This is a genomic window from Arthrobacter sp. Alg241-R88 (genome assembly GCF_900537115.1).
GTDB lineage: Bacteria > Actinomycetota > Actinomycetes > Actinomycetales > Micrococcaceae > Arthrobacter.
In genome coordinates, this window is the sequence record NZ_UNRG01000006.1 from 153,357 (window position 1) to 170,612 (window position 17,256).

General features: G+C 63.8%; 19 protein-coding genes and 1 riboswitch. Of the genes, 12 read left to right on the forward strand and 7 right to left on the reverse strand.

All coding sequences use genetic code 11. The features are described from left to right. The first annotated feature begins 11 nt into the window (after positions 1–11). From G6R19_RS14255 to G6R19_RS14265, 3 genes are all read left to right on the forward strand, one after another. A complete protein-coding gene (locus G6R19_RS14255; protein WP_163166044.1) occupies positions 12–266 on the forward strand; it encodes a hypothetical protein in 255 nt (84 codons plus the stop codon). Continuing rightward, the gene (locus G6R19_RS14260; protein ID WP_163166046.1) at positions 263–1,246 is read left to right on the forward strand and encodes a cyclase family protein; all 984 of its coding nucleotides are present in this window, start codon (positions 263–265) and stop codon (positions 1,244–1,246) included. Before G6R19_RS14255 ends, G6R19_RS14260 begins: the two co-directional genes overlap by 4 nt. Positions 1,247–1,444: 198 nt before the next feature. After that, positions 1,445–1,918 carry an SRPBCC family protein gene (locus G6R19_RS14265; protein WP_163166048.1) on the forward strand — a complete coding sequence of 158 codons (474 nt, stop codon included), beginning with the start codon at positions 1,445–1,447 and terminating at the stop codon, positions 1,916–1,918. Between the two features lie 81 nt (positions 1,919–1,999). On the opposite strand, the gene G6R19_RS14270 is transcribed toward G6R19_RS14265, so the two are convergent. Then, positions 2,000–2,377, reverse strand: coding sequence for a cyclophilin-like fold protein (locus tag G6R19_RS14270; protein WP_163166050.1), 378 nt, complete (start codon positions 2,375–2,377; stop codon positions 2,000–2,002). 412 nt (positions 2,378–2,789) lie between these two features. Here G6R19_RS14270 and G6R19_RS14275 point away from each other — a divergent pair, with 412 nt between their 5' ends. Beyond that, positions 2,790–3,920, forward strand: coding sequence for an alpha/beta hydrolase (locus G6R19_RS14275; protein ID WP_163166052.1), 1,131 nt, complete (start codon positions 2,790–2,792; stop codon positions 3,918–3,920). Between the two features lie 136 nt (positions 3,921–4,056). On the opposite strand, the gene G6R19_RS14280 is transcribed toward G6R19_RS14275, so the two are convergent. Next, complete coding sequence (locus tag G6R19_RS14280; RefSeq protein WP_163166055.1) at positions 4,057–5,043, reverse strand: aldo/keto reductase; 987 nt, start codon at positions 5,041–5,043, stop codon at positions 4,057–4,059. Positions 5,044–5,304: 261 nt separating this feature from the next. On the opposite strand from G6R19_RS14280, the gene G6R19_RS14285 reads away from it, so the two are divergent. Both G6R19_RS14285 and G6R19_RS14290 read left to right on the forward strand, forming a co-directional pair. Continuing rightward, positions 5,305–6,165 carry a phosphatidylinositol-specific phospholipase C/glycerophosphodiester phosphodiesterase family protein gene (locus G6R19_RS14285; RefSeq protein ID WP_163166056.1) on the forward strand — a complete coding sequence of 287 codons (861 nt, stop codon included), beginning with the start codon at positions 5,305–5,307 and terminating at the stop codon, positions 6,163–6,165. A 26-nt stretch (positions 6,166–6,191) separates the two neighbouring features. After that, positions 6,192–7,223: a hypothetical protein gene (locus tag G6R19_RS14290; RefSeq protein WP_163166058.1), complete on the forward strand. Its 1,032-nt coding sequence runs from the start codon at positions 6,192–6,194 to the stop codon at positions 7,221–7,223. Between the two features lie 77 nt (positions 7,224–7,300). On the opposite strand, the gene G6R19_RS14295 is transcribed toward G6R19_RS14290, so the two are convergent. After that, positions 7,301–7,618 carry a hypothetical protein gene (locus tag G6R19_RS14295; RefSeq protein ID WP_163166060.1) on the reverse strand — a complete coding sequence of 106 codons (318 nt, stop codon included), beginning with the start codon at positions 7,616–7,618 and terminating at the stop codon, positions 7,301–7,303. 183 nt (positions 7,619–7,801) lie between these two features. Between G6R19_RS14295 and G6R19_RS14300 the strand changes: the two genes are divergently transcribed. The 3 genes from G6R19_RS14300 to G6R19_RS14310 all read left to right on the forward strand — a co-directional run bounded on the left by G6R19_RS14300 (position 7,802) and on the right by G6R19_RS14310 (position 10,809). After that, entirely contained in the window at positions 7,802–9,430 is a 1,629-nt protein-coding gene (locus G6R19_RS14300; protein ID WP_163166062.1) for a serine hydrolase, read from the forward strand. A 66-nt stretch (positions 9,431–9,496) separates the two neighbouring features. Then, positions 9,497–9,895, forward strand: a complete 399-nt coding sequence (locus tag G6R19_RS14305) for a RidA family protein (protein ID WP_240341897.1) — start codon at positions 9,497–9,499, stop codon at positions 9,893–9,895. Between the two features lie 140 nt (positions 9,896–10,035). After that, positions 10,036–10,809 (forward strand): GPP34 family phosphoprotein, encoded by a 774-nt coding sequence (locus G6R19_RS14310; protein WP_163166064.1) that lies wholly within the window; start codon positions 10,036–10,038, stop codon positions 10,807–10,809. A 41-nt stretch (positions 10,810–10,850) separates the two neighbouring features. On the opposite strand, the gene G6R19_RS14315 is transcribed toward G6R19_RS14310, so the two are convergent. After that, entirely contained in the window at positions 10,851–11,378 is a 528-nt protein-coding gene (locus G6R19_RS14315) for a flavodoxin domain-containing protein (RefSeq protein WP_163166066.1), read from the reverse strand. Between the two features lie 626 nt (positions 11,379–12,004). Here G6R19_RS14315 and G6R19_RS14320 point away from each other — a divergent pair. After that, the gene (locus tag G6R19_RS14320) at positions 12,005–12,349 is read left to right on the forward strand and encodes a hypothetical protein (protein ID WP_163166068.1); all 345 of its coding nucleotides are present in this window, start codon (positions 12,005–12,007) and stop codon (positions 12,347–12,349) included. 90 nt (positions 12,350–12,439) lie between these two features. Here G6R19_RS14320 and G6R19_RS14325 read toward each other — a convergent pair whose 3' ends face one another. Together G6R19_RS14325 and G6R19_RS14330 are read right to left on the reverse strand one after the other, a co-directional pair. Continuing rightward, positions 12,440–12,724 carry a DUF427 domain-containing protein gene (locus G6R19_RS14325; RefSeq protein WP_163166070.1) on the reverse strand — a complete coding sequence of 95 codons (285 nt, stop codon included), beginning with the start codon at positions 12,722–12,724 and terminating at the stop codon, positions 12,440–12,442. A gap of 138 nt (positions 12,725–12,862) precedes the next feature. Next, positions 12,863–13,222, reverse strand: coding sequence for a VOC family protein (locus G6R19_RS14330; RefSeq protein WP_163166072.1), 360 nt, complete (start codon positions 13,220–13,222; stop codon positions 12,863–12,865). Positions 13,223–13,301: 79 nt separating this feature from the next. Here G6R19_RS14330 and G6R19_RS14335 point away from each other — a divergent pair, with 79 nt between their 5' ends. Next, positions 13,302–13,613, forward strand: a complete 312-nt coding sequence (locus G6R19_RS14335; protein WP_163166075.1) for a hypothetical protein — start codon at positions 13,302–13,304, stop codon at positions 13,611–13,613. A 16-nt stretch (positions 13,614–13,629) separates the two neighbouring features. Here the strand turns inward: G6R19_RS14335 and G6R19_RS14340 are convergent, their stop codons facing one another. Continuing rightward, positions 13,630–13,986: a hypothetical protein gene (locus G6R19_RS14340; RefSeq protein ID WP_163166077.1), complete on the reverse strand. Its 357-nt coding sequence runs from the start codon at positions 13,984–13,986 to the stop codon at positions 13,630–13,632. Positions 13,987–14,135: 149 nt separating this feature from the next. Then, a riboswitch (glycine riboswitch) is annotated at positions 14,136–14,233 on the forward strand. Between the two features lie 161 nt (positions 14,234–14,394). Between G6R19_RS14340 and gcvP the strand changes: the two genes are divergently transcribed. After that, positions 14,395–17,247 carry an aminomethyl-transferring glycine dehydrogenase gene (gene gcvP, locus G6R19_RS14345; protein WP_163166079.1) on the forward strand — a complete coding sequence of 951 codons (2,853 nt, stop codon included), beginning with the start codon at positions 14,395–14,397 and terminating at the stop codon, positions 17,245–17,247. The last annotated feature ends 9 nt before the right edge of the window (positions 17,248–17,256 follow it).

The window sequence follows — 17,256 nt, forward strand, 5'->3', positions numbered from 1 at the left end:
AGGAACACCACATGCATAAGATCCGAAGCGCCGTTGAAGTCCTCTTCGTCCTCACCCTGGCAGCACTGCTCATCGGCGGAGCCGTGTTCGTGACCGGACAGGCCGTTGCGCTGATCGCCGGCCAAGGCGCATGGCTGACACTGCTGAACGAGACCATCAAGACGCCAATGTGCATCACCGCCTCCGCCTGCGCCATCGCCGGGTTCCTCCTCAGCTACAAACGCCACCAGAACCAGGAACAGCCGCAGAAAGCAGGGGCGCGATGACCTCCCTTGCCGGCAACTATCCAACGTTCGCGGGGCTCCTGCGGCGGGAGGGCGTGTTGGCGGGGACCTCCTGGGGATTGTTTCCCGAGCCAACGCGCGGAACGCCGTCGTTCATTACGCCGGGCGCAATACTGGAGGCCCGGAACTGCATCCGGACCGGCACCGTGTTTGGCCTGGACTATCAGGCAGACGCCTTCGACCCCGGAATGTCCCTCAAACGCGGCGCTCCCCGGCACACCATCTACTCCTCCCACCCAGCCCACCGGGACGACTACCTTGACGGCTACTACCTGCAGGGATCGACCCAGATCGACGGACTGCGGCACCGCCGGGCCGACGACGTCGGCTTCTACAACAACACCCCCGATGACCGCATCCGGGAAGGTACGCCGGATCTCGGCATTCAGGAATGGGCCGACAGCCCCATCATCGGCAGGGGAGTGGTGGTGGATCTTGAGGGATACCGCAATGGCCAGGGCCACCCCATCGACCATGCCGAAGGTGAGCCCCTGGGCCTCGACCTGATCGAGGCGGCACTCAAGAAGCAGTCCGTCAGCCTCATGGCGGGGGACATCCTGATGCTCCACACCGGTTGGTGCGAATGGTTCCTGGCCCTGCCACCAGACGGAAAAGAACGGACGCGGGACAGTCGCCGGGCCACGGGCATTGCCCAGTCCGAAGACTTTGTTGCCTGGGCATGGGACAACCGGCTCGCCCTCCTTGCCGCGGATAATTTCGCCCTCGAATGCTTACCAGCCGTGCCAGACAGCCCCTACCGGAACTCGGCGCCGAACGACCACGGAATGATGCACCAGCAACTCCTCGCTAAACTCGGCATGCCCCTTGGCGAACTATGGCGGCTCGGCCCACTCACCCGGCACATGCGAGGCACCGGCAATTGGGACGCCTTCCTCAGCATCAAACCGCTCAACATCACTGGCGGAACAGGATCACCCGCGAACGCCATCGCGTTGACGTGAATCGGCGCTGGTGAGCTGATTACGGCGGGTTGAGCCCGGCATCTCGCCGCCGTCCACGGCGGCCGTTCCGGGGAATTCCGAAGGTCTGGACAGTGCCAGCCGGCGGACTTATCGTGCAAATGTGGCGGCTGCCTGACTGGCAGGAAGGCAAATGCTGCCAGTCCGCCTTTGCTGCCGTCCGTCATGAGGAGGAAGCAGATGGAACACGTTGAAGAGACCGTTGATGTCGCTGTCCCGGTAAGGACGGCGTACAACCAGTGGACCCAGTTCGAGTCCTTTCCGCAGTTCATGTCCGGTGTGGAATCCGTAACCCAGCTGAGCGACACCACCAACCATTGGGTTACCAAGGTGGGCGGTGTGCAGCGGGAATTCGATACCGAAATAGTGGACCAGGAGCCTGACGACCGGATTGCCTGGCGCAGCACCGACGGCAAATCCCATGCGGGCATCATCAGGTTCACGCCGCTGGACGCCAATCACACGAAGGTCAAAGTCCATTTTGAATGGGCACCCGAAACCGTCACTGAAAAGGCAGGCGCGGCGCTGAAGATCGACGAGATGCAGGTGAAAGCCGACATGCGGAAGTTCAAGGACTTCATCGAATCACGCGGTACCGAAACCGGCGGCTGGCGTGGCGAAGTCAGGGACAGCGGCCCCACCGGGCAGTTCTGAAAGTGCCAGTGGGACCAGCTGGGGAAGCAACGTTTACAAAACGGACAGCGGACGACGGCGGGTGCCTCCCGCCGTCGTCCGCTATGGCGCGAGGTCCAGCGTGGCAGTGAAACCGCCGCCCTGGTCCCGTACTGCAGCGAGATCCTCGAACGTGCCGATCCGGACAATACCGTTGAAATGGCCGACGTATTCGTAGTACAGCACCAGTGCCTGCTCGGGCGCGTAGTAGCCGATGGTCAATGGTTCAGCATCGCTGCCAGCGGGCATGCCCTCGAGGGTGAGCGGTGCCGGCAGGTCGGCGATCTTTTCCTGGCCGCCATGGTCCCTGAACGTGAGCGTCAGGGGCAGCTGATCAATCAATGCGCGGGCGGTTGTGTTGTTGTGGAGGACCCCTCTTACCGATTGCCCTGTGATGTCTATCGTGATCGGGGTGCTGTCTGATGCCGGTGGGCTTGTCATCGTGGCGATATCTTCCGTTGTAGCTGGTGTCGGCGGGAGCGACCGATCGGCAGATGGGGCTCCGCCGCTGGTGCTACAGCCAGTGATTGCGGCGGCGAAGGACAAGGCCAGTGCCGCTACTGTGAGGCGGAAGCGTTTGTCGTAGCCACCCCTGAAGGCGCCGGCGGCCATCCGTTCCATAATTCAGCTGCTCCCTACTCTTTTGGTCTGGTTTCCATCCAACGGCCCGTAGCCGGCATTAACAAGGGCTCTGCCAAGACGGGTTGCGGCAGAACCCCTTCCGTCCACCCCTTGGGGGCTCTGGCATAACCAGTTTCAACAGGGTCTCTCACTCATCAACCAGGCCGTGGTGTGCTCGAAAGGACGACGAAGTCCACCTGATACGTAACCGACCACCACGAGGATGAATACGATGAGCACGGACTACAACGCAAGGCACAACAAGGGAACCCAGGCTGAGGGTGTATCACGCCGGAACATCATCAAATTGACGGGCGCCGGCGCGGCAGCCATTGGGATCGCCAGCGCAGCGGGCCTGGCAGGAGCCGGGCCGGCTTTCGCCGCTCCAACCTCCCGCAAGGACCTGGATCCGGGTGATACCTCGAACGGGGCGGACAACTTCTACACCAGCGACCAGGTCGCGGTCCGGAAGATTTCGTTCAAGAACAGGTACGACATGAAGGTCGTGGGCAACCTGTTTATCCCCAACGACCTGAACCGGGGCACGACGCATCCGGCACTGGTGGTGGGACACCCCATGGGCGCCGTTAAGGAACAGAGCGCCAACCTCTACGCGACCAAAATGGCCGAGCAGGGATACGTGACACTCTCCTTCGACCTCTCGTTCTGGGGTGAGAGCGCGGGCAAGCCCGGCAACTCAGTACTGCCCGACGTTTACGCCGAGGACTTCAGCGCCGCTGTCGACTACCTTCGGACACAGCCCTTCGTGAACAGGGAACGCGTCGGCGCCATCGGAATCTGCGGCAGCGGCAGCTTCGTGATCAGTGCGGCCAAGATCGATCCGAGGATCAAGGCCATCGCCACGGTGAGCATGTACGACATGGGGGCCGCCAACCGGGACGGGCTGCGGAAGTCCGTGACTTTGGAGCAGCGCAAGGCCATCATCGCTCAGGCTGCCGCCCAGCGTGACGTCGAGTTTGCCGGCGGAGCTGTCCAGTACACGGGAGGGACACCGGAAGTGCTCACGGCGGAATCGACCGAGGTAGACCGGGAGTTCTACGACTTCTACCGCACGGCCCGCGGCTACCACCCGAACACCACCACGCATCCGGCCCTGGCCACCAACACCAAGTTCATGAACTTCCACCCGTTCAACGACCTGGAGCTGATCGCGCCGCGGCCGCTGCTGTTCATCACCGGCGACCAGGCACACTCAAGGGAGTTCAGCGAAGAGGCATACAGGCTCGCCAGCGGGCCAAAGGAACTCTTCTGGGTCCCGGGAGCCGGCCACGTGGACCTCTACGACCGCGTGGGCCTCATCCCCTTTGGCAAGCTGACGGATTTCTTCCGGACTCAGCTCTAACCAGGCAGGGGAGCCCGGGCCAATTGCGGCTGGCGGGCTGCTTTCAGCCGCTTGGCACCAACGAAAGCGGACGACGGCGGGTGCCTCCCGCCGTCGTCCGCTTGCCTTTTCAACTCAGTGTGAGGGTGTTAGGGAATCACCGCCCCACGAGCCCCATGTGCAGGTCGTTGTAGCGGTTCCCCTGCACCCCGATCCGGCTGGCGACGGCGTTAAGGTCGGCAACCTCGTCTGCGGAGAGCGGGACGGCTGTTGCCGCTGCGTTCTCCTCGAGGCGCTCGCGGCGCCGGGTCCCGGGGATCGGCACGATCCATGGCTGCTGCGCCAGGAGCCAGGCCAGCGCGATTTGTCCGGGTGTGGCGTTCTTGGCGGCAGCCAGTTCGGCGACGTGCTCCACCAAGGCCTGGTTGGCGGCGCGGTTCTCGGCTGTGAAGCGTGGAATGGTGCCGCGGACATCGCCTTCCGCGAACTGGGTGGACGTATCGACGGTTCCGGTGAGGAAGCCCTTGCCGAGGGGGCTGAAGGGCACAAATCCGATCCCCAGTTCCGCCAGGGTGGGCAGCACTTCCGGCTCCGGGTCGCGCGTCCAGAGCGAGTACTCGCTCTGGAGAGCTGTCACCGGAAAGACGGCGTGGGCGGCGCGGATGGTCGCGGCCGAGGCCTCGGACAGCCCGAAGTGGCGGACCTTGCCGGCCTGGACGAGCTCGCCGACGGCGCCGGCCACCTCTTCGATCGGCACATTGGGGTCCACGCGGTGCTGGTAGAAGAGGTCGAGCGTGTCGACGCGCAGGCGGCGGAGTGACTCGTCCGCAACGCGTTTGATCCGCTCCGGTGAACTGTCCAGCCCCACGGACTTGCCGCCCTCGATCCGCCACCCGAACTTGGTTGCGATGACCACCTCGTCGCGGACCGGAGCGAGTGCGTCACCGACGAGTTCCTCGTTGACGAAGGGGCCGTACACCTCGGCCGTATCGAAGAAGTTGATCCCGATCTCCACGGCGTCGCGCAGTACGCCGACCATCGCCTGGCGGTCCCCGGGGTTGGGACCATAGCTCTGCGACATGCCCATGCAGCCAAGCCCAATAGCTGAAACCTGCAGACCCTGCCCAAGTGTTCGTGTATGCATGATGACTCCTTTGCTCATGACGGTCCCGGTGCGCCGGCCTTCCTCCAGTCAACGCCTTTCCGGGTGCCTGTGGGAGTTTCTGCTGGAACGGGTACTGGCAGGACCTCCCTTAGACACCCTGCCGATTCCCTTCCAGTTCACCGGCAGGCAACCCACCGGCCCCGAACCGTTCTCCCGCGGCCAGCAGTCTTTTCACGCACCCCTTTCTGCCCGGCACACCCCACGGCCGGGCAGATATCCCCGAGGTACCAGGAGTACTCCGTGTTCGTGAAACGCACCCTTGCCGCCGTCGCCGTCCTTGCCTCCCTGGCCGGAACTGCCGCGGCACCCGCTCAGGCCGAGGCAACCAAGCCGGCGCCCGTCGTCGTCGGCCAGCCGCTGGCCCAGGCGCATGCACACAACGACTATGAGCATGACCGCCCCCTGTTCGACGCGCTGGAGCACGGCTTCACCAGCGTCGAAGCCGACGTGTGGCTGGTGGACGGCGAGCTGCTGGTGGCCCACGACCTGGAGGATGTCCAGCCCGGCGCCACCCTGGAAAGTCTCTACCTCGACCCGCTGCAGGACCTGGTCCGCAGCCAGCAGGGCCACAGCGTCTACCCGAAGTGGGACGGCAGCCTGCAGCTTCTGATCGACATCAAGAGCGAAGGCGAAGCCACCTACGCCGCCATCGAGCAGGAACTGGGCGAGCATCGCGACATCATGAGCCGCTACACCAACGGCACCACCAAGACCGGCCCGGTCACTGCCGTCATCAGCGGCAACCGTCCGCTGGCCACCATGCAGGCGCAGGAGAAGCGCTTCAGCTTCTACGACGGCCGCTCCGCCGACCTCACCACCGGTACGCCCGCAGGCCTGATGCCGCTGGTCAGTGACAACTGGACCAAGCTGTTCACCTGGCAGGGCGTCGGTCCGATGCCTGAGGCCGAGCGCGCCAAACTGCACGCCTACGTTGCCGAGGCCCACGCCAACGGCTACCGCGTCCGCTTCTGGGCAACCCCGGACATGCCCGGCGCCGCCCGCGACGCCGTCTGGAATGAACTCTTCGACGCCGGCGTGGACCACATCAACACCGACGACCTCGCGGGACTCCAGCAGTTCCTCATCGCCCGCGAATCCTAAGCCGCACCAGAATCAGGACCCTCCCCATGCCTTCAAAGACCATAAAAACGACGACGGCGGCCGCCGTCCTGGCGCTCGGCCTCCTTGCGTCCCAGCCCGCCACCGCCGCTGACAGCACCAGCGATGCCTTCACCTTCGGCGTCATCGGCGACATCCCGTACGGCGACGCCGAAATCGCCAAGTTCCCTGCCCGCGTCCAGGACATCAACGCCGACAAGGAACTGAAATTCGTCACCCATGTGGGCGACATCAAGAACGGCTCCTCGGTCTGCTCGGATGAGTACTTCACCAACATCCGTACGCAGTTCGACACCTTCGAGCACCCGCTGGTTTTCACGCCGGGCGACAACGAGTGGGTGGACTGCCACCGCACCAACAACGGCGCGTACAACCCGCTGGAGCGGCTGGACAAGCTGAGGGAAGTCTTCTTCAACGAGCCCGGCAAAACTCTTGGTGCCACCATGCCGGTGAAGAGCCAGGAGAACCTTGGGTTGCCCGAAAACGTCCGCTTCAACCAGAACCGGGTGGCCTTCTCCGTGCTCAACATCCAGGGCAGCAACAACTCGCTGCAGCCGTGGAGCGGGTTGGGCGAAACCACCGCCACCTCCGAGCAGCTGGCCGAAGTTGAGCACCGGACGGACGCCGTCCTGGACCAGATCCGCGAGACGTTCGATGACGCCGAGCGCCGCAACGACCGCGCCGTGGTGCTGATGACGCAGGCCGACATGTTCGATCCTTCATTGCTCACCGCGGCCACAGTCAATCCGGAAATTCTCTCCGGGTTCCGCGGGATCGTGCAGGCCATCATCGAGGAGACCAACAGCTTCGACCGCCCGGTCTACCTGATCAACGGCGACAGCCACGTCTTCGCCGAGAACCAGCCCCTTGCCGAGGGCTCACCCTGGCTGGACGTCTACGGCCAGCCCGCCGCGGACCACCTGCAGCGCATCACCGTGGATGGTTCCGCCAACGCCACCAACTACGTCCGGTTCACGGTGGCCGGCAACAGCTCCGACGCTGGCGTCCTGAGCTGGGAAAAGGTCGCCTTCAGCCAGTAGGCACCGAAGGGAAGCGGACGACGGCGGGCACCTCCCGCCGTCGTCCGCTTCCCTTGCTGTGGGTCTCGTCGCCTGCCTTACGGGCTGAGGTCCCAGTGGACCTGGATTGCCTCTGCGACGGGGCCGGTGGTGACGTCCACCCGGAGCGCGACGGGCGCGGTCCCTGTCTCCTCAATGACGGCGTCGCGGTACACCCGCCCGCATCGAGGGCACAGCGTGTAGAGGTCCTCGTCCTCCGGCCAGGGCGCCAGCCCTTCGGGGACCGGGGATTCCGCATAAACGGGCACGCCCTCTGAGTTCGCCTGTATCAATCCGTCCTGGCTGACAGTGTTGCCGCACACGCAGGTGATGGTGGTGACATCATGACCCACCACATCGGCGGTTTCCGCGTCCACGATGACCTCCCGGGTGCTGGAAGGGAACTGGTGGTATCAGCTTATGCCCCCCGATCCGCGTGGCACCCAGGCCTACCCAACTTCCGCAGTTTCCATTGCTTGCCTGCCGCGCGGGGTCCAGAATTAAGGCTGTCGGGAAGGCTGGGGCCAACTGAAACGCCCACGCCTGATCAAGGATTCGACATGGATAATGGTTCCGGTTTCCCGGACCGGCGTACCGTACTGAAGACCGCCGGGATTGGGGTGGCTGGGGCAGCCGGCTTACCTCTCCTGTCCGCTTCCGCCGGCACAGCTGCGCAGCCTGCACCAGGATCACTGCTCCCTGCCCCGCCCGGGCAGGTCGAACCACTGCTGGACCGCGCGAAAGTGGATAATGCCCTGAAAAGGCTTGACGAGTTCATCCAGGACGCCATGGAAAGCACCGGCCTTCCGGGCGTGGCTGTCGCCGTGGTGTACCGGGACGAAGTGGTGTACGCCAAGGGCTTCGGGGTCCGGGAAGTCGGGAAGCCCGAAAAGATCACACCTGACACCGTGTTCCAGGTGGCTTCCGTATCCAAGCCCCTGGCCTCCACCGTGGTGGCAGGGGTAGTGGGACAACAGGTCATCGAATGGACAGACCCCGTTATCGAGCACAACAAGAACTTCGCGTTCCACGATGACTACGTCACCCGAAATGCAACCTTCGCTGACCTGATGTCCCACCGCACTGGACTGCGAACGAGTTCCGGTGATCTGCTGGAGGACCTCGGGTTTGATCGTGCCTACATCCTCAGCCACCTCAACCAGCAGCCCCTTGATACCTTCCGGGCGAGTTACAACTACAGCAATTTCGCCTTCACTGAGGCCGGCCAGGCCGCAGCCGACGCGATGAAGACAACCTGGGAGGATCTGGCCGAGGAGATCCTGTTCCGCAAACTGGGCATGTCCGCATCCAGCTACCGCCACTCGGACTACGAGGGAGCCAAAAACAGGGCCACGCTCCATGTGCCGCTCGGGAACAAGGAGTGGGCAGCGAAATACCGCCGCGACCCTGACGCCGAAGCTCCCGCCGGGGGCGCGAGCTCATCTGTGCGGGACCTCGCCCAATGGCTCCGGCTGCAGCTGGGCAACGGAACCTACGAAGGCAAGCCGGTTATTGATTCCGCTGCCCTCCAGACAACCCACGTTCCCCATGCCTTCTCCGGTCCGGCGTCGGCTCCTGCAGCCCGCTCCCGCTTCTACGGGCTGGGCTGGAACGTCTCCTACGATGACCAGGGCCGCGTCCAACTGGGCCACTCAGGGGCATTCAACCTCGGCGCAGCAACCGCCGTGTCGATGCTTCCCGGCGAACAACTGGCCATTGTGGCCCTGACCAACGGCCGCCCGCAAGGGATTCCTGAGGCGATCAACGCCGACTTTATGGACACAGCCCAGCACGGGCGGCACACCGTCGACTGGCTGACCTTTATCTCTGGCATCTTCAAGCATCAGGACGAGGCCGGCAAGCCTGAGGTGGACTACACCAAGGTTCCCGCCAACCCCTCGCCCGCCAAGCCAAACAGGGCCTACACAGGCACCTACGACAACTCCTACTATGGCCCGTTGGTGGTCTTCGAAGAGAGCGGGAAGCTGGCCATGAGAATGGGGCCGGCCGGCAGCCCCACCACTTTCCCGCTCACCCACTTTGACGGCGACACGTTCAGCTTTGAATCGATCGGAGAGAACGGCAACGGCCTGGCCGGCGCAATCTTTGCGGGGGCGGACGGCGGCTCCTCACCAAACGTCACCCTGGACTTCTACAACAGAACCGGACTTGGGACCTTTACGCGGTGATGTTGGCTGGGATCACCAGGGCTCGGCAAGCAGCATGTACTCCCCAGATGGAAAGAAGGGTTTCCAGTGTCAGACCGAAAATTGTTGAACCCCAAAGAGCTTCATGCGGCGCCCGGATTCACGCACGTTGTCACCGCTCCTGGCGCAGGCCTGGCGTTTCTGTCGGGCCAGGTCGCGCTTGATGCCAACTTCGCCATCGTCGGCGGCGACGACCTTGGTGAGCAGACCAAGGCGGCGATGCGCAACGTCAAGACAGCCCTGGACAGCATCGGGGCTTCGTGGGAGGACGTCTATCGACGAACTATCTACACCCTGCAGCCCACGCAGTACGAAACAATTACCGCAGCTATCGAGGAAGTTCAGGGGTCTTCAGACCATCCTGCGCAGACGATCGTGGGCGTCACAGGCCTCGCAATGGACGGCTTGCTCATCGAAATCGAGACGACGGTAGTCCTGCCCGGATAGGCTAACGGGCCTCCTCGGCCTGCGCGCTGTCGTGTTGGAGGCACCGTCATCAGCCTGGCGTGGCAGCCGGGCGCTGGAAGTTAGGCCCCCGCCTGCAAATCCCCATTGTGGTGGCTGCCCAACCGGTCCACCATGATGCTATGGATGCTGAAACACCTAAATCTGTGGAGCTGAGCCTTCCCCAAGCTTTCCTGCTTTTGGCCACAAATGACCAGAACGGCAAACCTGAAGTGCCGCTGTTCGCACTTAGGACAACGGTGGCGGGGGCAATATTGGCCGAGCTGGACCTGCTCGGCGCAATCGAGCTGCAGGGGAAGCGCGTCAAGGCCACGGGCACCGCCCCGGTAACGGACTACCAGCACGAGCTGGAGCTCATCCGCAGCAAATCCCGGCTCCACACCCCAAAGTGGTGGGTCTCGGTGCTGGAAAGCCGCGCCGAAGTGCTGCGCGTTTACGACGGGCTGGTGTCACTGGGCATCGTGGAACATGTCGGTGAAAAGCACCTGGGCCGGTTCCGGGCCGTGCGGTACCCGGAGAAGGACCATGCTCCGGAGGCTGCGCTGCTGAAGAGGATCGAGGCCGCGCTCAGCGGCGCACCGTCCAACCTCGAGGTGCCGGATACCACGGCAGCCGGGGACGGGGCACCCGGTGCGGCGACGACGGATGGCAGGACGACCGCGCCCGTGGATCCTGGCGCCAACCCGCACAGCGCCAAGCCCGTTACCAAGGCACCCGATGCCCGGACCATCGTGCTGATCGCCCTGCTTCAGGCGTCCGGACTGCTCGGGAAGCTCTTCCCGGACGCAGACAGAATCCGGCCAGGTGAGCTGTCGAAGGACTATTGGCCCTCGCGCGCAGTAGAGGACGAGCTTCGCATGATCAGGCTGGCGGAGGAAGAAGCCGCAAATCTTTGACTCCACTGAACTCTGGCCGATGATGGTCCCGAGGCCCTGTTCTACTTAACCCTCGCCAGGAAGTCCTCCGTGAACCGCGTAACGCCATCCCACTCGGTGTACACGTAGTCCCGCGACGTGTCCGTGTCCAGGGAGCCCTTGTCACTGGCGATTTTCTTCATGACCAGGCGCTTGATGAACCCGTAGTGCGTGTAGAGGATGGCCCCGCTGAAAAGTCCCACCTGGGTAGGCCGCCAACCCGTCTCTTCCTCGAACTTCCCGACGTAATTTTCCGCGTCCATGATGTCGCTGTGCGCGGCCATGCTGACGGAGAAGAGGGCGGACGGCAGGCTTTCCAGGGTGGTTTTGTTCTTCTGCACGAAGTCCCGGACGTAATCCTCGTGCTTGCCCAGATGGACCGAAGCCCCGACGATCACCGAGTCAAACCAGTCCGGTATGTCGTCACCGGCCTGCTTGATATCCGCCGTTTGAGCCTTGTGGCCGTGTGCGTGAACCACATCCGAGATGAACTCGGCGATCTTGGCTGTCTGGCCCTCGGTGGTTCCGAAGGGAATGTAAATATTTGCCATGGCTCGGTTCCTCGTGGTCGGACTGTCAGTCACAACCAGTCTCTATCAATGGCGGTGCGTGGGCCAGAGGGACCAACGTCCTAAAGGAGCTTTGGAGCCCTGATTTTCTTACGCTGCAGCCGAAAAGGACGATGCAAATTCCACCGCGTCTTGATTGGGGCCCACGTTTCAGTGAATTTCCTGGGTTGGTTCCGACCGTTGACAGAAAAAAGACCAAGAGCGGCGCTTCTGTCACGAAGTGCAAAAGGAGATAACCGTACTCGTCAAATTCCCTGGCCGTTTCCCGGCGGCCAGGCCGCCGCTGGAGCAGGTTTTTCGAGGACTGGCATAAAAAATAAAAGTAGGTATGGTATCGGGTAACGCAAAGCATAGAAAGGCGTGATTCCGATGTCCGGAAAATCCCCGAAAAGCGGCGCCGCTAAAAAAGCCGGCAAGTCGATACTCGAAAAAAGAGCCGACAAAAGAACCAAAAACGAAAACAGTGAAATCAACTTCATAAAGCCGCGCAAAAACCAGCGCTAAAAAGGCCAGCGGGCAGCCGAAACGGGACTCCTAGCCCAGTCGGCTGCCCGCGCCATTTCGCCAGCGGCGCCTAAACCTCGTTTTTCAGCTACAAGGACAACACCATGAACACTTCCGTCAATGCCTTAGTGGTCCCTGCCCGCCTCGTTCATCCGGTCCACATCAAAACCGTGGAGCTGGACCTTGCAGCACTACAGCGGGTGGCTGCAGGGGAAGTAGGGCGTATTGCCAGCACTGACTGGCATGCCTACCTGGACAGCGAGGGAATCAGGTACACCGAGAACCTCCGGGCCGAAGTCCTCATCCGTGAAGCAGGCGTCGATCTCGACGAAACCATCCACGGAACCGCCATGTTCCTGGGCCACACAAACCCCGGCGAAGAGACCGACGCTCCCCGCCACCTCATCCGGCTCGCCGAGCAACTGTTCGATCTGCCACTGGCGGCGTAGCCGGAGCGCTGTACAGGGCGCGATGGTGGGCCCTGGCAAAAGGAACGGGCGGCGGCGGGAAGTCCCGCCGTCGCCCGTTGCTTTCCGCTGCTACGCCTCGATGGTCACGCCGCGCCAGAACGCGATGCGGTCCTCGATCTGCTTGGCGCGTGCCTTGGGTTCCGGGTAGTACCAGGCCGCGTCCACGTTCAGCCTTCCGTCCACTTCCAGTGAGTGGTAGCTGGCTTTGCCCTTCCAGGGGCAGACCGAATAGAGGTCACTGTCCCTGAGGTAGCCCGCGTTCACTGCGTCGCGCGGGAAGTAATGGTTGCCCTCCACCACCACGGTGTCCGTGGATTCGGCGATGACTTTTCCGTTCCAGATAGCCCTGACCATGTGGTTCCATTCTGTTGGGTGCCGCCGCATGGGAATGCCGCTCGTAGGTATGCCAACGCGATGGCGTGCGCGCTTGTTCCCGGAGGGCGGGTTGCAGCGCCGGAACCTGAATTACGGCCGCAAGGTTCGACGGCGGAGCTACCCCGGGTTTTGGTCGATGACGCAGAAGCGGTTCCCGTCGGGGTCGGCGAGCACCACGAAGTCCGAGTCCTCCGGATACAGGTCCCAGTCGACGCTCCGGGCACCGAGCGAGATCAGCCGCTCCACCTCGGCTGCCTGGTCGTCCGCATACAAATCCAGGTGGATGCGAGGGTGGTCCTGCACGGGTGTCTCGCTCAGCATAAGTGCCAGCTGCGCTCCCGGTCCCGACGCCGGCACGAGGATTATCCAGGTCTCATCCCCGGGCTCACGGGGAACGTAGCCGAGGGCGGCGTGCCAAAAGGCTGTGGCGCGGGCGACGTCGTTGACGCCAAGGACGGTGCTGCCGATGGTCAACATCCGCCCAGCCTAGCCACCACGGCCGTCGTCTGTCCCGGACGGCGGGGTAACTATCAACAACACCACTAGACTCGCCTGCATGGGGGAAAACAACACACCTGACGCGCAGAAAACGCCAAGACCTGCCCGCTTCCGCGGAGCTGTCCTGCCCATAGCGGCCCTTGCCGTGGTGCTGGTGGGGTGCTTCGTCGCGTGGAGCAACAGCCAAAATGTCAGCTTTGGCTGGTTTGCTTACGCGCCGCTGAGCAACGAGCCCTTCAGCGGAAGCGGCTTGGCGTTCGTTACGCCAGGGACGCAGGCCGGCCTGGCAATCGCCGTCGTCGGTTTGCTCGTCCTGGCATTCTGGGCCGGGTACCGGATTGGCACCAAAGCCAGCTCCGGAAAGCCGTAGCTGCCCTTAGTCGCTTTCACAGCCGGTCCACTCCGCTGATCCCGAGCGTGCGCGCCAGGCTGTTGGCGACCTCCCACAGTGCAGCCACTTCAGCGTCGTCGTAGCCGGCATCACGATGGGCCAGTGCGGCTTCCAGTTGGGCCGCCAGGTGCCTCCTGTCGCGCGCCGACACGGCCACCACATCAGCGGCTGTCTTCACCTTGCGGACATTTAGGGTTTCGGCGCCGCCCCAGCGCTGTCCGCCCAACATGAACTCGGCACGTGTGACCTCTTTGAAGCGGAACGACAACTCGCTGAGCAATTCGGAGACCGCAGCGGGGTGGGACTGGTCATCTACCGTGATGTGGACGGCAATAGTGTGGCTTGTCATCATGGCTCATCCCGCCTTTAGGGGCTATTAATCATCCCGTAGTCCCTTCCGCTTGTCAGCCTCCTCCTGCCCCAAAAATGCACCCCGTTTTGCATCCCGCCCCGCAACCCGGTATGGTGTGAGCCGTGTCACCCACCAGTGGCACGTGCTTATGATCTGCGGCGGGAGAGTCCTGCCGGTACGTTCTGCAGGCGCCGTAGGAGCAAATCCTCCCCAGGAATCTCTCAGGCCCACGTACCGCCGCGGCAAGGCAACTCTGGAAAGCAGTCCGGGCAACCGGGCTCACCGACGGTGCAAGTGGCGCTCTGCTGAACAGCAAAGCAACGCAAAACTCTCAGGTCCAATACAGAGCGGGGAGGAACCCGAATCAACGTGGTGTTTCGGCACCACCTGAATTATGGAGTTCCTCTCATGACGGTTCAATCGTCCCCAACCACCTTCGCAGACCGCCATATCGGCGCGCGCCGCCAGTCCGACATCGACACGATGCTCAAGGCCGTTGGCTACGACAGCGTCGATGGCCTCGTCGACAGCGCGGTCCCCGATTCCATCCGCCAGGACAAGCCCCTCACCCTTGAGAGCGCCCTGAGCGAAGTCCAGGTCCTCGCCGAGCTCCGCAAGCTTGCCGGCAAAAACAAGACGGCCGTGCAGATGATCGGCCAGGGCTACTACGACACCGTGACCCCGCCGGTGATCCGCCGCAACATCCTCGAAGCGCCCGCCTGGTACACCGCCTACACCCCGTACCAGCCGGAAATCTCCCAGGGCCGGCTCGAAGCACTGCTGAACTTTCAGACCATGGTGCAGGACCTCACCGCGCTCCCGGTAGCCAACGCCTCCCTCCTGGACGAAGCCACCGCCGTCGCCGAAGCCGTGCTGCTGATGCGCCGCGCAAACAAGTCCAAGACGGCCAAGGACGGCAAGACTGTCCTCGACGCCGACCTCCTCCCGCAGACCATAGCCATCGTGCTGGGCCGCGCCGAAGCCCTCGGCTTCGAGGTGGAGATCGCCGACCTCACCAACGGACTGCCCGACGGGGACATCAACGGCGTTGTCCTCCAGCAGCCGGGCGTGTCCGGCCGTGTGTGGGACCAGTCCGCCGTCATCGCCGAGGCCAAGGACCGCGGCGCCCTGGTCACCGTCGCCGCCGACCTCCTGGCCCTCACCCTCATCACCCCGCCCGGCGAGCAGGGCGCGGACATCGCCGTCGGCTCCACCCAGCGCTTTGGCGTGCCGTTGTTCTTTGGGGGACCGCACGCCGCCTACATGGCCGTCCGCCAGGGCATGGAGCGCACGCTCCCGGGCCGCATCGTTGGTGTCTCCAAGGACGACGCCGGTGTCCCCGCCTACCGCCTGGCCCTGCAGACCCGCGAGCAGCACATCCGCCGCGAGAAGGCCACCTCCAACATCTGCACCGCGCAGGCGCTGCTCGCCATCGTCTCGTCCTTCTACGCCGTCTACCACGGCCCCGACGGACTGAAGGCGATCGCCGAAACCGTCCACAACAACGCCCGCGCCTTGGCCACCACGCTGAAGACCGCCGGCCGCGAACTGGTGTCGGACAACTTCTTCGACACCCTCACCGTCCGCGTGCCCGGCAAGGCCGCCAAGGTGATCACCGCCGCCGAAGCACACGGCATCAACCTGCGCCTCATCGATGCGGACACAGTTGGCGTGTCAGTCGATGAAACCACGACGCCGGAGGTCCTCTCCGCGGTTGTCGTCGCCTTTGGTGCCGGTCCCGTTGTGGAGGCTGTCGGGTTTGAGCTGCCGGAGTCGGTGCTGCGCACCTCCACCTACCTGCAGCACCCGGTGTTCAACACCCACCGGTCCGAAACCCAGCTGCTGCGCTACATCCGCCGCCTCTCGGACCGGGACCTGGCGCTGGACCGCACCATGATCCCGTTGGGTTCCTGCACCATGAAGCTGAACGCCACGGCCGAGATGGAAGCCATCTCCTGGCCCGAGTTCGCCTCGATCCACCCCTTTGCTCCGGATTCGCAGACTGCCGGTTGGCGCGAACTGATTGCCGGCCTGGAAGCTGATCTCGCGGAGATCACGGGCTACGACCAGGTGTCCATCCAGCCCAACGCCGGCTCCCAGGGCGAGCTCGCCGGCCTGCTGGCGATCCGTGGCTACCACCACTCGCGCGGCGACCAGCAGCGCAACGTTTGCCTGATACCCGCTTCGGCGCACGGCACCAACGCCGCCTCCGCCGTCCTCGCGGGCATGAAGGTGGTTGTGGTGGCAACCGCCGCTGACGGCACCATCGACCACGCCGACCTGCAGGCCAAGATCGAGGCCCACAAGGACGTCCTCTCGGCCATCATGATCACCTACCCGTCGACGCACGGGGTGTATGACTCAGATGTGCGCGAGGTGTGCGATGCCATCCACGCCGCCGGTGGCCAGGTGTACGTTGACGGCGCCAACCTCAATGCTTTGGTGGGCCTGGCGCAGCCGGGCAAGTTCGGCGGCGACGTGTCCCACCTCAACCTGCACAAGACCTTTTGCATCCCGCACGGCGGTGGCGGCCCCGGCGTCGGACCTGTTGCTGCCAAGGCGCACCTCGCGCCGTTTATGCCGGGCGACGCGAACAAGGCTGCGCATGAGGACGGGCACGGGGTGGCGATTTCAGCTTCCCGCTTCGGTTCCGCAGGTGTGCTGCCGATTTCCTGGGCGTACGTGAAGCTGATGGGCGGGCAGGGGCTCACCGAGGCCACCAAGTCTGCGCTCCTGGCTGCGAACTACGTTGCCGCGCGGCTCGACGAGCATTTCCCGGTTCTTTACACGGGCGGGAGCGGCCTGGTGGCGCATGAGTGCATCCTGGACCTGCGCGAGCTCACGGCCAAGACGGGAGTCACCGCCGAGGATGTGGCCAAGCGCCTCATCGACTACGGCTTCCACGCGCCCACGCTGTCCTTCCCGGTGGCGGGCACGCTGATGGTGGAGCCCACGGAGTCCGAGGACCTTGCAGAGATCGACCGCTTCATCGAGGCCATGATCGCCATCCGCCAGGAAATCGACCAGGTGGCCAACGGCGACTTCACGGTGGAGAAGTCCCCGCTGCGCAACGCACCCCACACGGCAGCCGCCGTCGTCACCTCTGAATGGAACCGTTCCTACCCGCGTGAGCAGGCAGCCTTCCCGGTGGCCTCGCTCCGGCAGGACAAGTACTTCCCGCCCGTGGGCCGCATCGACGGCGCAGCAGGTGACCGCAACCTGGTCTGCTCCTGCCCGCCGCTTTCCGAATTTGAGAACTAAGGACTTTGC

Bases quoted from the DNA above. Each gene is read 5' to 3' on its own strand.
- G6R19_RS14255 (WP_163166044.1), top strand. From the start codon at position 12: ATGCATAAGATCCGAAGCGCCGTTGAAGTCCTCTTCGTCCTCACCCTG.
- G6R19_RS14260 (WP_163166046.1), top strand. From the start codon at position 263: ATGACCTCCCTTGCCGGCAACTATCCAACGTTCGCGGGGCTCCTGCGG.
- G6R19_RS14265 (WP_163166048.1), top strand. From the start codon at position 1,445: ATGGAACACGTTGAAGAGACCGTTGATGTCGCTGTCCCGGTAAGGACG.
- G6R19_RS14270 (WP_163166050.1), bottom strand. From the start codon at position 2,377: ATGACAAGCCCACCGGCATCAGACAGCACCCCGATCACGATAGACATC.
- G6R19_RS14275 (WP_163166052.1), top strand. From the start codon at position 2,790: ATGAGCACGGACTACAACGCAAGGCACAACAAGGGAACCCAGGCTGAG.
- G6R19_RS14280 (WP_163166055.1), bottom strand. From the start codon at position 5,043: ATGCATACACGAACACTTGGGCAGGGTCTGCAGGTTTCAGCTATTGGG.
- G6R19_RS14290 (WP_163166058.1), top strand. From the start codon at position 6,192: ATGCCTTCAAAGACCATAAAAACGACGACGGCGGCCGCCGTCCTGGCG.
- G6R19_RS14300 (WP_163166062.1), top strand. From the start codon at position 7,802: ATGGATAATGGTTCCGGTTTCCCGGACCGGCGTACCGTACTGAAGACC.
- G6R19_RS14310 (WP_163166064.1), top strand. From the start codon at position 10,036: ATGGATGCTGAAACACCTAAATCTGTGGAGCTGAGCCTTCCCCAAGCT.
- G6R19_RS14315 (WP_163166066.1), bottom strand. From the start codon at position 11,378: ATGGCAAATATTTACATTCCCTTCGGAACCACCGAGGGCCAGACAGCC.
- G6R19_RS14320 (WP_163166068.1), top strand. From the start codon at position 12,005: ATGAACACTTCCGTCAATGCCTTAGTGGTCCCTGCCCGCCTCGTTCAT.
- G6R19_RS14325 (WP_163166070.1), bottom strand. From the start codon at position 12,724: ATGGTCAGGGCTATCTGGAACGGAAAAGTCATCGCCGAATCCACGGAC.
- G6R19_RS14330 (WP_163166072.1), bottom strand. From the start codon at position 13,222: ATGTTGACCATCGGCAGCACCGTCCTTGGCGTCAACGACGTCGCCCGC.
- G6R19_RS14335 (WP_163166075.1), top strand. From the start codon at position 13,302: ATGGGGGAAAACAACACACCTGACGCGCAGAAAACGCCAAGACCTGCC.
- G6R19_RS14340 (WP_163166077.1), bottom strand. From the start codon at position 13,986: ATGATGACAAGCCACACTATTGCCGTCCACATCACGGTAGATGACCAG.
- gcvP (WP_163166079.1), top strand. From the start codon at position 14,395: ATGACGGTTCAATCGTCCCCAACCACCTTCGCAGACCGCCATATCGGC.